This is a genomic window from Streptomyces sp. LS1784 (assembly GCF_020103755.1).
Taxonomy (GTDB): domain Bacteria; phylum Actinomycetota; class Actinomycetes; order Streptomycetales; family Streptomycetaceae; genus Kitasatospora.
In genome coordinates, this window is record NZ_JAHSQD010000192.1 from 1 (window position 1) to 13,587 (window position 13,587).

General features: G+C 72.8%; 10 protein-coding genes. 6 read left to right on the top strand and 4 right to left on the bottom strand.

What is annotated here, in order from left to right; all coding sequences use genetic code 11:
- The coding region (locus KS423_RS21910) for a 2'-5' RNA ligase family protein (protein WP_374120005.1) at positions 1 to 1,006 on the bottom strand (1,006 nt) is incomplete at its 3' end.
- Between the two features lie 122 nt (positions 1,007 to 1,128).
- Between KS423_RS21910 and KS423_RS48550 the strand changes: the two genes are divergently transcribed.
- On the top strand, positions 1,129 to 1,641 hold the full coding sequence (locus KS423_RS48550; RefSeq protein ID WP_374120006.1) for a short-chain fatty acyl-CoA regulator family protein: 513 nt from the start codon (positions 1,129 to 1,131) through the stop codon (positions 1,639 to 1,641).
- A gap of 54 nt (positions 1,642 to 1,695) precedes the next feature.
- Here KS423_RS48550 and KS423_RS21920 read toward each other — a convergent pair whose 3' ends face one another.
- Positions 1,696 to 4,110 (bottom strand): glycoside hydrolase N-terminal domain-containing protein, encoded by a 2,415-nt coding sequence (locus KS423_RS21920; RefSeq protein ID WP_224281270.1) that lies wholly within the window; start codon positions 4,108 to 4,110, stop codon positions 1,696 to 1,698.
- A 44-nt stretch (positions 4,111 to 4,154) separates the two neighbouring features.
- Entirely contained in the window at positions 4,155 to 5,159 is a 1,005-nt protein-coding gene (locus KS423_RS21925) for a LacI family DNA-binding transcriptional regulator (RefSeq protein ID WP_224281271.1), read from the bottom strand.
- A gap of 282 nt (positions 5,160 to 5,441) precedes the next feature.
- On the opposite strand from KS423_RS21925, the gene KS423_RS21930 reads away from it, so the two are divergent.
- The 5 genes from KS423_RS21930 (at position 5,442) to KS423_RS21950 (ending at position 13,087) form a co-directional block, all read left to right on the top strand.
- A complete protein-coding gene (locus tag KS423_RS21930) occupies positions 5,442 to 6,740 on the top strand; it encodes an ABC transporter substrate-binding protein (protein WP_224281272.1) in 1,299 nt (432 codons plus the stop codon).
- A gap of 2 nt (positions 6,741 to 6,742) precedes the next feature.
- A complete protein-coding gene (locus KS423_RS48065; RefSeq protein WP_224281273.1) occupies positions 6,743 to 7,708 on the top strand; it encodes a carbohydrate ABC transporter permease in 966 nt (321 codons plus the stop codon).
- Positions 7,709 to 7,762: 54 nt separating this feature from the next.
- Positions 7,763 to 8,632, top strand: coding sequence for a carbohydrate ABC transporter permease (locus tag KS423_RS21940; RefSeq protein WP_224281274.1), 870 nt, complete (start codon positions 7,763 to 7,765; stop codon positions 8,630 to 8,632).
- A complete protein-coding gene (locus KS423_RS21945) occupies positions 8,629 to 10,515 on the top strand; it encodes a DUF5107 domain-containing protein (RefSeq protein ID WP_224281275.1) in 1,887 nt (628 codons plus the stop codon). Before KS423_RS21940 ends, KS423_RS21945 begins: the two co-directional genes overlap by 4 nt.
- 88 nt (positions 10,516 to 10,603) lie before the next feature.
- Positions 10,604 to 13,087, top strand: coding sequence for an RICIN domain-containing protein (locus KS423_RS21950; RefSeq protein ID WP_224281276.1), 2,484 nt, complete (start codon positions 10,604 to 10,606; stop codon positions 13,085 to 13,087).
- Between the two features lie 82 nt (positions 13,088 to 13,169).
- Here KS423_RS21950 and KS423_RS21955 read toward each other — a convergent pair.
- A partial coding sequence (locus KS423_RS21955) for an amidohydrolase family protein (protein WP_224281277.1) occupies positions 13,170 to 13,587 on the bottom strand: 418 nt, incomplete at its 5' end.

Consider the following 13,587-nt stretch of genomic DNA (forward strand, 5'->3'; position numbering starts at 1 on the left):
TGAGCGCGATCGCGGCCGCCTCGCCCAGTTCGGCACGCCGCGCCACCGCCTTGGCGGGGGCGAGCGGGCCGGTGGCGACCACGACCAGGTCCACGCCCAGCGCGCCGAGGCTCAGCCGCAGACCCGGCACCCGGGCCCCGGTGACCGGACGAAGCCGGCCGGCCTCCGGCAGTGCGGCGGCCAGCCGGACCCGCAGCTCGTCGAGGTCGACGGCACCGGGCAGTGCCGCCACCAGGTCCACGTCCGCACCCGCCAGCGCGCAGCCCATCCGGCGTGAACCGACCAGATGGACCACGCCCTCGGGTAGCGCGGCCGCGATCCGTGTGGCGAGCTGCTCTCCGGCTGCCTCGTCCGTGGCAGCGGCGAGGTGCGACGCCTGTGCAGCCGTCTCCGCCCCGCCCTCCGGCACCGGCTCGGGCAACCAGCGGAACTCGCCGGTCCCCAGTGCGACAGTGGCCCGCGGCCGCATGGGCTCGTCGCCGCGACGCGAGAGCAGCACCAGTTCGTCGACCCGCGTCGACATCCCCGGCAGCCGGGCCGTCAGCTCGGCGGTGAGCCGCTTCGGATCGCTGGTCCGTCCGAGCGACAGGTGCGGCGTGAAGCCCTCGGACCGCCCCCGACAGCGCGGGAAGCGCTCCCGCAGTGCGCGGTGCAGCGCAGCCCACGGCGCCGGGTCGGCCACCGCGGGATCCAGCCACACCGTCGAGTCCGACCGGTGCCGGAAGGCGTGCACGCCCTGCAGCCGGATCCCGAAGGCCGGCGTTTCGGCCGCCGCGGCGGCCAGCCGTGGGGCGGCGGCCTCGAACTCGGCCTCCGGTACGAAGCCGAAGAGCACATTGACGTGCGGCGGCCAGCGGCGGATCTGCGGGTCGTGCGCCAGGCGGACGTCCTGGATCGGCGGCCAGAGCTCGCGCGGCGGGAGCCAGGCCAGCGCGGTGCGCGCGGTCGGTGCGACGTCGAGGGCCCCGCCCACATCGCCGCCACCAAGGTCGAAGATGGCCTCCACACCCCGATGGTCCGACATGAACAGGCCGCCCGCCGCCGGTGCGTCGCCGAGCGGGCCGGCCGCGAGGGTGGGCTGGGCTGCGAGGGTGGGCTGGGCTGCGAGATCCGGCAGGCCGCCGGCTGGTGCATTCCGCCGGCCTGGACCTGGGCGACGAGGCGGCCGCCACTCCGATCGGCCTCGGCTGCAAGGTCTGCGAACGCCCGCCCTGCCCGCAGCGCTCTGCCGCGGCCCCCGACCGCCCACCGGTCGTCGACGAGCACGCCAGCACCTTCGTGCCTACGCCGCGCTGCCCGGTCCCCGGGACCGACGTCCCGGAGCGAGTGCCGGTGGACCTCACACCTCGTTCTTTCCGACAGGACGGTTGCTGGTGCGCGGTTCAGACGAGGTCGAGAAGCTGGGCGATGTGGGGATCGCGGAGCACGGATGCGCCGGCGCAGCACGAATCCGGAGTGTTCGAGGACGTCGGCGTCGCGTGCCTTGCCCGGGATCCGGGTGACAACCGCGACGTGCTCCGGGGCCCGTCGGCATGTTTGCGTTGCCACGCGCACCGGCGCACCGTACCCCTCGTCGTTGATCATGCACATTCCTGCCGAGGTCGGTCTCCGGGCGGTGGCGTGGAACGGCGCACTTCGTGAGCGGCCTCTGCCGAAGGACACCTCGACCGGGGGCTCGGGTGTGCCGGGGCCTGCTCAGCGGGGCGTGCTGATCCGGTAGCTCCCTTGCCGATCGAGCCGCGTGGTCAGACGCAGCCCGGCCGGGGCGGGGGTGAGTGTCGTGGTGGCGATCCGGTTGGTCGGGTCGGTCACCCTGGGCTCCGGCGTGTCGGCGGGAAGCAGCAGGTCGAGGGTCTGCGGGCGGGTGCCGCGCACGGTCGCCTCGGTGAGGCGGCCGTCGTCCCAGCGAAGGTCGACGGTGAGCCCGCCGCGGGCGCGCAGCCCCCGGACGTGGCCGGTGGGCCAGGCCCCGGGCAGGGCGGGGAGCAGGCGAAGGACGCCGTTGTGGCTCTGCAGCAGCATCTCGGCGACGGCGGCGGTGGCGCCGAAGTTGCCGTCGATCTGGAAGAGGTCCGGCGGGTGCAGGCCGAACAGGTTGGGGGCGGAGTAGTCGGTCAGCAGGCCGCGCACGCTGCGGTGGGCGAGGTCGGCGTCGCCGAGGCGGGCGGCGAGGGCGGCCACCCAGGCCAGGCTCCAGCCGGTCGATCCGCCGCCGTGGTCGAGGCGGCGGGCCAGGGCCAGCCGGGCCGACTCGGCGCCCGCCGGGTCGGTGAGCGGGTCGATGGCGCTGCCGGGGAAGAGGCCGTAGAGGTGGGACAGGTGGCGGTGGCCGGGGTCCTCCTCGGGGAGGTCCTCCCACCATTCGAGCAGGCGGCCGTCCTCACCGGTCGGCGGGGGGCGGAGCCGGCCACGGGCCGCGTCCAACTCCTCGGCCAGGTCGGCGTCCACGCCGAGGAGGCGGGCGGCGGAGGCGGTGTTGGCGAACAGTTCGGCGGTCAGCCAGTGGTCCATGGTGGCCGAGGCGGATACGGCGGCCAGCGTGCCGTCGGGCAGCCGGAAGTGGTGCTCGGGGGAGGTGGACGGGCAGGTGACCAGGTGGCCGTCGCGGTCCTCGGTGAGGAAGTCCAGCAGGAAGCGGGCGGCGCCGCGCATCAGTGGGTAGGCGCGTCCGGCCAGGAAGTCGCTGTCCCCGGCGAAGAGGTCCCCGGCGAAGAGGTGGTGCTCCCACAGGTGGGCGCAGAGCCAGGCGGCGGCCATCGGCCAGTTCGCCCAGGAGGGCGAGCCGGAGACGGGGCTGGCGGAGCGCCACAGGTCCACGTTGTGGTGGACGGTCCAGCCGCCGGTGCCGTAGTAGGCGGCGGCGGTCCGGGCGCCGGTCCGGGCCAGGTCGGCGATCAGGTCGAAGAGCGGCTCGTGGCAGGGCGCGAGGCCGGTGGTCTCGGCGTGCCAGTAGTTCATCTGGAGGTTGATGTTGGTGGTCCAGTTGGAGTTCCACGGCGGGGCGGTCTCGGTGTTCCAGATCCCCTGAAGGGTGGCCGGCTGGGTCTCCGGGCGCGAGGAGGCGATCAACAGGTAGCGGCCGTAGGCGAATTGGAGGGCGGTCAGGGCCGGGTCCCCGCCGCCGGCCCGGACGGCGGCGAGCCGTTCGTCGGTGGGCAGCTCGTTGGTGCGGTCGTCGCCGAGGCGCAGTGTCGTGGCGCGGAACAGCCGTCGGTGGTCGGCGAGGTGTTCGGCGAGCAGTTGTCCGTACGGCCGGGCGGCGGCCGCGTCCAGGCGCCGTTCGACCTGCTCCACCGGTCCGTTGTCAGGGCCGGCCGGGGGCTCGGTGTAGCCGCGGTAGCCGGTTTCGGCGGCGACCAGCAAGATCACTTCGTCGGCGCCGCGCACCGTGACTGCGCCCGTCGTCCGTTCGACCCGGCCGCCGCGGGCCAGCACCCGGAGTCCGGCCGCGAAGCCCATGCCTTCGCCGGGGTGGTGGCGCACCGGGTCCTGCTCGCCGAAGGCCACGTGCGCGGGGGCCCGGCCGTAGAGGATGAGGCGGTCGGGGCCGGGGCCGCCGGTGTGCGCGTCCGGATGCGGGGTGCTGAACCGGGCGTCGAGGTCGATCCGCCCCGGGACGGACGAGGTGATCCTGGTGACCAGGACGTCGGCCGGGGCCGAGACCCAGGACTCGCGCAGGATCTCCGCGCCGCCGCTGCGGTAGGAGACCCGGTGGACGGCCTCGTCGAGGTCCAGTGAGCGTGCGTAGCCGTCCGCCGGCCCATCGCCGAGCTCCAGCCGGAGCGTCGCGAGCGGCTGGTAGGCCTCGGTGAACGGGCCCTGCATCCGGGTCGCGAGGGCCTCGGCGCGGGCGTGGTCGCGGTCGGCCAGGACGGCGGCGCGCAGCTCCGTGAGGTGCTCGGCGGCGTCGGCACGGTCGTGCGGGCCGGGGCCACCGGACCACAGGGTGTCGGCGTTGAGGTGGACGGTCTCGCCCGCGTCCGACCGGTCCGATCCGCCGAGGAAGAGCGCGCCGAGCCGACCGTTGCCCAGCGGCAGGGCCTCCAGGAAGGAGGCGGCTGGGCGGCGGTACCAGAGGCGGTCGTGGCCGGACGTCGGTTCAGGCGACAAGGTCGGTGCCCCAGTTCGTGAGTAGTGGTTCCGGCCGCGCCGGTTCAGCGGCCGCCGGCCGGGCCGGTGCTGTCCCGGACGACGAGCTCGGGGCGCAGCAGCTGGATCGAGTTGGCCGGGCTGCCCGACCGGGTGAGGGCGCGCAGCAGCAGCTCGACCGCCTCCCGGGCCATCTCCCGCTTGGGGATCGCCACACTGGTGAGCGCCGGCCGGGCCACGCCGACCTCCGGGTTGTCGTCGTGCCCGACGATCGACAGGTCGTGGGGGACGGAGCGGCCCGCGGCCCGGGCGGCCTCCAGCGCGCCCAGGGCGAGGACGTCGTGGGTGGCGAAGAGCGCGGTGATCGCAGGGTCGGCGGTGAGTGCCGCCGTTGCCGCCGCGAAGCCGCCCGCGGGGGTGGGTTCGGGCGCCAAGTGGACGCCGGCGTCGGGGACGGTCAGGCCGTCGGTGGTGAAGGCGCGCCGGAAGCCCGCCACCCGCGGGGCGTGGTCGGGGCTGGCGAGTACCGCGACGCGTTCGTGCCCGAGTTCGCGCAGGTGGCGCCCGGCCAGGTAACCGGCCCGCTCGTAGTCGATGGTGACCACCGGGAAGCGGTCGGGGGCGTCGGTCTCCCAGGCACACAGGGCGACCGGGAAGGACGCCTCCGCCAGTAGCGGCAGGTGGTCGATCAGGTCCCGGTCGCCGGCGATCAGCAGCGCGTCCACCGAGCGGCTGGTCAGCCCGGCCAGGTGCCGCTTGGCGCGCTCGCCGTCGAGCCGGGTGGTGCAGAGCAGCAGGTGGTAGCCGTTCGCGTCGAGGACGTCCTCGACCTCCTCGACGATGTCGGCGTAGAAGGAGCCCGTCACGGTGGGGACGAACAGGCCCACCGTCCTGGTGGCGCCGGTGGCGAGGGAGCGCGCGACCAGGTTGGGGGTGTACCCCAGCTCCTCGATCGCGGAACGCACCCGGGCCGCGGTCGCCGGGCTCACGGCCCCCCGCCCCCGGATGACGTTGGAGACGGTCTGCTTCGTGACCCCGGCGCGCTCGGCCACGTCCTGCATCGTCACCATGACTGGATCCTTCGATTTTACCGGTCAACTTTCTTTCGGTGAAACGTAGGGCACCCGTGAAGGGTCGTCAAGGTCGGCCCAAACCCTGCTCTGGTCCGCTACTTGAGGGTTCTTCGCGCAACCGGTGTCAGAGTGCTTTGACCCGGAGCGGGTTTTTGCAAGGACTCTTGATTTACCGGTCAACCCGGCCGTATCGTCCCAGCCATCCAGCCGCTCCCCGTCCTCGGGCCCCGGCTGACGACACGTCTGCGCGGCATCTCGCGCCTCCGAGAGGAACCACCCATGGGGAGAACGACCATGCCCGCCGCCCGCATCGTCGGGGCGGCCACCGCCGTCGCCCTCGCGCTCGGAGCGAGCGCCTGCGGCAGCGGCTCGGGGAGCGACGCGAAGGGCGCCGGCAGCTTCACCTACTGGTCGATGTGGCGCGCCGACGAGCCGCAGGCCAAGGTGCTGAAGGCCGCGATCGACGACTTCACCGCCACCACCGGCGCCAAGGTGAACGTCACCTGGGCGGGCCGCGACATCGCCAAGAAGATCGGACCGGCGATCGCCGCCAACCAGGCTCCGGACCTGTGGGACGAGTCCGACGACAAGATCTACGGCACCACCGCCGCGGCCGGCCAGGCGCTGGACCTCTCACCGGTGCTGCAGCTGCAGGTGCCGGAGGAGAACGTCCCGGTCTCCCAGGTGATCCCGGCCAAGTACTTCGACATGCTGCCGAAGGACCCGTCCGGCGCCAACCACTACGTGATCCCGTACGAGGTCGTCACCAACGCGATGTTCTACAACGCGGCCGACCCGGCGGTCACCGCGGCCATGCCGAGCCCGCCCACCGACTGGGCCGGACTGCTCAAGGTCTGCGACGCGCTGAAGGCGGCCGGCAAGGCGTGCATCGCCTCCGAGGGCGAGGACCCGTGGACCAACGGGCTGTTCCTCGACTACCTGCTCAACGGTGCCGGGGTGAACGTCTCCGAGCTCTCCGCCGACAAGTCCGGCGCGGCCTGGGACAATCCGGCGGTCCTCGCCGCGGCGCAGCAGGTGGAGCAGCTGGTCAAGGGCGGGCACCTGATCCAGGGCTACGACGCCACCAAGTTCCCGGCCCAGGAGACCAACTGGACGGCGGGCAAGGCCGCCTTCTACATGGACGGCAACTACGTCACCGCCGAGATCGCCAAGCAGGTCCCGGCCGGCTGGAGGACGGCCTCGATCCTGCCGCCCACCGCGAAGGCCCCGGACGCCGGCCTGTTCGGCTTCGCGATCCCCAAGCGCGCCAAGAACGCGGCCGCGGCGCAGAAGTTCATCGCCTTCTTCCTGCAGAAGAAGCACCTGTCCGGGATCTCCACCACCGCGCTCAACCTCACCCCGCGCACCGACATCCCGGCCCCCGCGGAACTGGCCGACGTCCAGAAGAGCCTCGAAGCCCCGACGCTGCGCCTCAGCTTCGACGGCGTCGGCGGGAGCTGGCTGCCCAAGGTCTTCAACGAGAACTACCTGGACTTCTGGCACGGCAAGATCACGGCCGCCCAGTTCGTCGCCAAGTGCAAGGCCGACCAGGTCACCTACTGGCAGACCCAGGGCTGACGGTGGCGACGACGATCGAGAAGCCGCCCCGGACGCACACCTCCCGGGCCCGCTCCGAGCGCGCCGCCCGTACCGGCGTCGGCCCGCTGGAGCGCCAACGCCGCCGGATGTTCTGGCCGTTCACCGCGCCCGCGCTGATCGTGTACGCGGTGCTGTTCGTCGCCCCGGTCGGCTACGCCCTGTGGACCAGCCTGTACAAGTGGGACGGCATGGGCGCGATGGAGTGGCGCGGCCCGCAGAACTACCTCCTGCTGTTCCGCGACCCGAGGTTCCGCACCTCCCTGTTCAACACGCTGGAACTGATGGTCATCGGCGGCACCGTCACCTTCGTGCTCAGCTTCGCGCTGACCCTGGTGCTGCGCGAGATGCGGGCCAAGCTCTTCGCCCGCTCGGTGCTGTTCTTCCCCTCGCTGGTCAACGGCATGGTCTTCGGCATTGCCGCCGGCTTCCTGTTCTCGCCCACCGGCCCGGTCAACCAGGCACTGAAGCTGTTCGGGGTGACCACGCCGCCCAAGTGGCTGTCGACGGACAACCTGCTCCCGATGGTCCTGGGGACCCTGGTCTGGACGGCGACCGGCTACTACACCTCGATCATCATGGCGGCGGTCGACCAGATCCCCGACTACCTCTACGAGGCGGCCGAACTCGACGGCGCCGGCCCCTTCCAGCGCTTCCGGCACATCACCCTGCCGTGCGCGTGGGACGTCATCGCGGTCTGCGCGGTGCTGTGGACGGTCAGCTCGGTGAAGATCTTCGAGCTGATCCTGCTCTACGGCGGCAGCACCAACGCCTATCCGCCGGTGAGCAGTTGGAACACCGCCGTTTACGTGTACGCCGAGGCCTTCCCCCAGGGCACCGTCCCCAGGCTGGGCATGGCCACCGCCGCCGCGATCGTCAGCCTGGTCATGGTCACCCTGATCACCGTCGTGCTGCGCCGCCTGCTGCGCCGCGAGCCGATCGAGTACTGACCCGCCGCGTCCACGCTCCCACCCCCACCCCCCGCAAACCCGGAAAGGCCACCCGTGCGAAGCAGAAGCAGCAGCAGAGGCAGAAGGGGACGCGGTTCCACGGGGCTCGCGACCAGAATCGGCACGGCAGCCGTCTGGATCGTCGTCGCCGCCGACCTGCTGCTGGTCCTGTGGATCCTGCTGACCTCGCTGCGCAGCGGCCCCGACATCCTGCAGCACGGCTTCGGCCTGCCGACCAGCCCGAAGACCGACAACTACACCACCGCGCTCGACGAGGGTGGTTTCGCGCAGGCGGCCCTCAACAGCGTGCTCACCGCCGGCCTCTCCTCCGTGGTCGCCGTCGTCCTCGCCGCCCCCTGCGCCTACGCCCTCGCCCGGCGCCGCTCACGGGCCTCCTCGGCGCTGACGATGACCTTCGCCATGGGCCTCGGTGTGCCCGGCCAGGTCCTGGTGGTGCCGCTGTTCGTCGGCCTGTCCCAGGTGGAGCTGACCGACAGCGACCTCGGCCTCGGGCTCGTCTACGTCGGCCTGGCCATGCCGTTCACCGTCTTCCTGCTGACCGGCTTCTTCAGCGGCATCCCCGGCGTGCTGGAGGAGGCGGCCGTCCTGGACGGCGCCGGACCGCTGCGCACCTTCCTCCAGGTGGTGCTCCCGGTCGCCCGGGGCGGGCTGATCACTGCCTTCCTCCTGCAGTTCATCACCGCCTGGAACGAGACCCTGTTCGCCCTCGTCCTGACGAACAGCCAGGGAAGGATCACCCTCCCGGTGGCACTCTCCTCGTTCGTCGCGGCACAGCAGTTCAACGGCCTGGACTTCGGCACGATGTTCGCCGGAGTCTGCATCATCCTCGCCCCGATGATCGCGCTCTTCTCCTGGATGGGCTCGCGGATCATCCAGGGCATGACAGTTGGGATCGGCAAGTGACCTCGGCCCTGCGCACCGACCTGCTCCGCATCGACGGCACCCCCGACCCGGTCGGCGGCACCCTGCCGATCCTGCACGGCCTGCCCCGGCAGACCGGCGCGGGCGCCGGGGTCGACGACGAGATGCGCCGCAACCTGGCGTACGGGGTGCCCGACACCCTGCTGCCGTACACCCGGCAGGGTGGGTACGACCGCGTCCGCGCCGAGCGCGAACTCCCGTGCGTGGTCATGGAGAACGAGCACCTCACCGCGACCTTCCTGCCCTCCCTCGGCGGGCGGCTCTGGTCCCTGGTCCACCGCCCCACCGGGCGGGAGCTGCTGCACCGCAACCGGATCCTCCAGCCCGCCAACCTCGCCCTGCGCGATGCCTGGCCGGCCGGCGGGGTGGAGTGGAACCTCGGCGCCACCGGGCACTGGCCGCTGACCTGCGAGCCGCTGCACGCCGCCCGGGTGAGCGCGTCCGACGGCACCCCGGTGCTGCGGATGTACGCCTTCGAGAGGCTGCGGCGCCTGGTCCTGCGGATGGACGCCTGGCTGCCCGCCGGCTCCCCGGTGCTGTACGTCCACATCGCCGTGCACAACCCCGCGCCGACCGAGACGCCGGTCTACTGGTGGTCCAACATCGCCGTGCCCGAGGACCGGGACGTGCGCGTCCTCGGCCCGGCCGACCACGCCTTCCACTGCGACTACGTCAGCGACCTGCGCCGGGTGCCCTTCCCGGAGGCCGACGGCGCCGACCGCAGCTACCCCGGCCGGGTGGCGCGCGCCGCGGACTACTTCCTCGACCTCTCCGGCGGGGAACGCCCCTGGATCGCCGCACTGGACGGCACCGGCGCCGGGCTCGTCCAGACCTCCACCGCCCGGCTGCGCGGCCGCAAACTGTTCTGCTGGGGCACCGGCACCGGCGGCAGACACTGGCAGGAGTGGCTCTCCGGCCCGGACTCCGCCTACCTGGAGATCCAGGCGGGCCTGGCCCGCACCCAGCTGGAGCACCTGCCGATGCCCGCCGGCGCCACCTGGTCCTGGACCGAGGCGTACGGGCTGCTGCAGGCCGATCCCAAGGCCGTGCACGGGAGTTGGGAAGCCGCCCGGGAGGCCGCCGGCGAGGCGCTGGACCAGCTGATCCCGCCGCTGGAGCTGGAGCTGGCCGACGCGCAGGCCGGCGAGTTCGGCGCGCCCGAGGAGGTGCTGGCCGAGGGCGGCGGCTGGGCCGCGCTGGAGATCGAGGCCGACGCCCTGCCCGCCTCGCCGCTCCTGCCGTTCGGCGAGCCGGCGGCCGCCCAGGAACCCTGGCGGCAGCTCCTGAAGACCGGCACGCTCCCGGTCTGCGACCCGCCGGCCGAGCCGGTCACCGGGGCGCACTGGCGGCTGCTGCTGGAGGGCGACGCCACGGACTGGCACGCGCTGTACCAGCTCGGGCTGCTGCGCCTGGCGGCCGGGGAGCGGGAGTCCGCCCGCGAGGCGTTCGAACGCTCCGTCGCAGCGCAGGCCTCGCCCTGGGCGCTGCGCTCGCTCGCCTTCCTCACCCCGGACCCGCAGGAGGCCGCCGACCTGATGCTATCGGCCCACCGACTCCGCCCCGAACTGCGGGAGTTGACGATCGAGACGCTGGAGTCGCTGCGGCGCGCCGAGCGCCCCGCCGACGCGCTCGCGCTGATCGAGGAGCTGTCCCCGGCCGACCGCGCGCACGGGCGGATCAGACTGGCCGAGGCGGAGGCGGCGCACGCCTCCGGCGACGACGACCGGGTCCGGCGCCTGCTGGCCGAGGGCATCCAGGTCGACACCATGCGCGAGGGCGAGATCTCCCTGGACACCCTCTGGCTCGCCGTCCACCCCGGCACACCGGTGCCGCCGCAGTACGACTTCCGGATGGCGGACGGCTGACCGCTCGCCTCCCCCAGACCACTCTCCCGTTCCGCACCCCCCACAGCAGGGGCGCAACGGTGCGCCCCACCACGGAAGAGGAGTACCAGTGTCACCCCTACGCACCCGATGGGCCCGCGCCCTCGCCGCCACCGCCGTGGCGGCGCTCGGCGCCGGCACCCTGGCCGCCGCCCCGGCGACCGCCGACAAACCGACTCCCAAACCGGCCCCCACCACGTACACGGTCTCGATCGGCCAGACCGGCTCGTACGCGTACCCCGACGACACGCCGGCCGGTGTCTACACCGACAAGGACGGTACGTTCTACTTCCAGCAGTCGCACTCGCTGTACGGCGCGAACGACTCCCGGCAGTGGAGCTTCTACACCGGCACGGACTTCGAGAGCGCCACCAGGTCGGCCGCGATCAGCGACGCCGTCAACCCCGCCAACCCGAACGACAAGAACGACGACACCACCTGGCGGTGCAACAACAGCCCCACCGGCCTGGAGTCCACCAACGCGCCGCAGGGCTCCGGCTACTCCCAGCGGAACTTCTGCGACCTGGTCGGGGTCTGGGTCGACCCGGACACCGGGGACTGGTACGGGCTGGTGCACAACGAGTTCACACCCCAGCCCTTCGGCGACGGCCTGCACTACGACGCGATCGACTACGCGGTCTCCACCGACCAGGGGAAGACCTGGTCCATCAAGGACCACGTCATCACCTCCCCGTACAGCACGACCCGCGGGGACACCGCAGCCTTCCCGCAGCAGACGTTCTCCTACGGCGACGGCGACCAGCGGCTGTTCGTCGATACCGCCTCGGGCTACCTCTACGTCTTCTACGGCTCCCGGATCGTCGACAAGGGCGGCAGCTGGGGCGTCTTCCAGCAGCACGCCGCGCGGGCGCCGATCTCCGCCAAGATGGCGCCCGGCAGCTGGCAGAAGTGGTACGACGGCGCCTGGTCGCAGCCGGGGACGGGCGGCCTGGAGAGCTCCATGGTGCCCGCCGACTCCGCCAACCCGACCGGGTACCTACCGCCGGTCAAGGAGTACAACCCCGTCAACCCCGGCACCGTCAAGCAGCAGGTCGCGGCCGGCACGCTCGCCCCGAGTACACCGCTGTTCGTCATGAACGTCAGCTACGACGCCTATCTGGGCCTCTACATCGGCTCCCCCCAGGCCGTCGACCAGAGCGGCAACGCCCCGCAGCAGATCTACGCCACCAAGGACCTGGCCACCCAGAAGTGGACCCTGCTCGGCGACACCGGCGGCTACCACACCGCCTCCTGGTACCGCTGGTTCCTGGACAGCGCCAACCGGACCGACTCGACGATCGTCGGGAAGACCTTCCGGATGTACTGCTCCATCGCCTGCTCCACCTCCGACGGCGAGTACGCCGACGTCACCATCACCTCCTCCGGGCCGGCCGCCCCGCCGGTGGACCTCACGAGGACCTACCGGATCCAGAGCGGCAACGGCCGGGTCCTCACCCAGGCCGCCGACGGCCCCGCCGTCACCTCCGCGGCCAGGCCCGGCGGCTCCGCCCGCGAGTCCTGGAGGTTCCTGGCCCAGGGCGACGGCTCCTACCGGATCGCCAACGCCGCCACCGGGCAGCTGCTGGGCGTCGACTCCGCCTCGACGGCCGGCCGGGCCTGGGGCGCCGCTCTGACAGCCACCGCCGCCGTCGGCGGGAACGTCACCGTCGGCCAGCAGTGGTTCGTCCTCCCCAGCAAGGCCGGCAAGGGCCGGTTTAAGCTGGTGAACCGCTACAGCGGGCTGGTGATCGGCATGTCCGGTACCTCCGGCCGGCTCGCCGAGACCGCGCCCGCCCGCTCCTGGAACGACACCACCGGCAGCACGGTCGGCGCCGGCCGCGCCGCGGCCGAGCAGGTCCTGTCCTTCGCCCCGACCGGGACGGCCCCCGAGGCGGTCGTCCTCACCACCCCCGGCGATCAGTCCGGCACCGTCGGCAAGGCCGCCTCGGTGCAGCTCGGCGCCACCGACAGCGCCGGCAAGCCGCTCACCTTCTCGGCGACCGGCCTGCCCGCCGGGCTCTCCGTCAGCCCCTCGGGCCTGATCTCCGGCACCCCGACCGGCGCCGGGACCTCCACCGTCACCGTCACCGCCTCCTCCGGCACCGCGAGCGCCTCGGCCACCTTCAGCTGGACGGTCGACCCGGACCTCAGCGGGAACCACACGCTGACCACGGGCGGCAAGGCCCTCGACGACGCGGACGGCAGCACCACCGCCGGCAACGGCCTCATCACCTGGACCGCCTCCGGCGCCGCCAACCAGCTCTGGCAGTTCCGCCGGCAGTCCGACGGCTCGTACGAGCTGGTCAACGGCCTCTCCTCGATGTGCGCCGACGTCAGCGGCGGCTCCACCGCCGCCGGCGCCCAGATCATCCAGTGGCCGTGCACCGGCGGTGCCAACCAGCACTGGAAGGTCCGGCAGACGGCCGACGGCTCGTACACCGTCACCTCGGCCCACAGCGGACTGCTGCTCACCACCGCCTCGACCGCCGACGGCGCCACGGTGACCCAGCAGCCGGACACCGGCTCGCCGCTCCAGCGCTGGTCGATCGGCTGACCACCTGACTCCGGACGCACCACGGCCGCCCTTCCCCTTGCGGGGAGGGCGGCCGTTGCCGTTGTGCTCAGGTGGCCCTTGCTCAGGCGGGCTGCACGGTGGGGAACGTGTCGCCGCCGAGGGCCCAGCGGCCGTGGCGCATGACGGCGACCAGGTCGAAGGTGTCGGAGTCGACCACGACCAGGTCGGCGAGCTTGCCGGTCTCCAGCGAGCCGATCGAGTCGCTCAGGCCGAGCAGCCGGGCCGGGGTGGCGGACAGCGACTCGACGGCCTGGCCGAGCGTCAGCTTCCCTGTCGTGAGCGCTCTTCGGAACACTCGGTCGAGGGTCAGCGTGGAGCCGGCGATGGAGCTGCCGTCGGGGAGCATGGCGACGCCGTCCATGACCTCGACCTGGAGCGGGCCGAGCGGGTAGAGGCCGTCGCCCATGCCGGCCGCGCCCATGGCGTCGGTGATCAGGGCGACCCGGTTCGCGCCGGCGGTGCCGTAGGCGAGGTCCAGC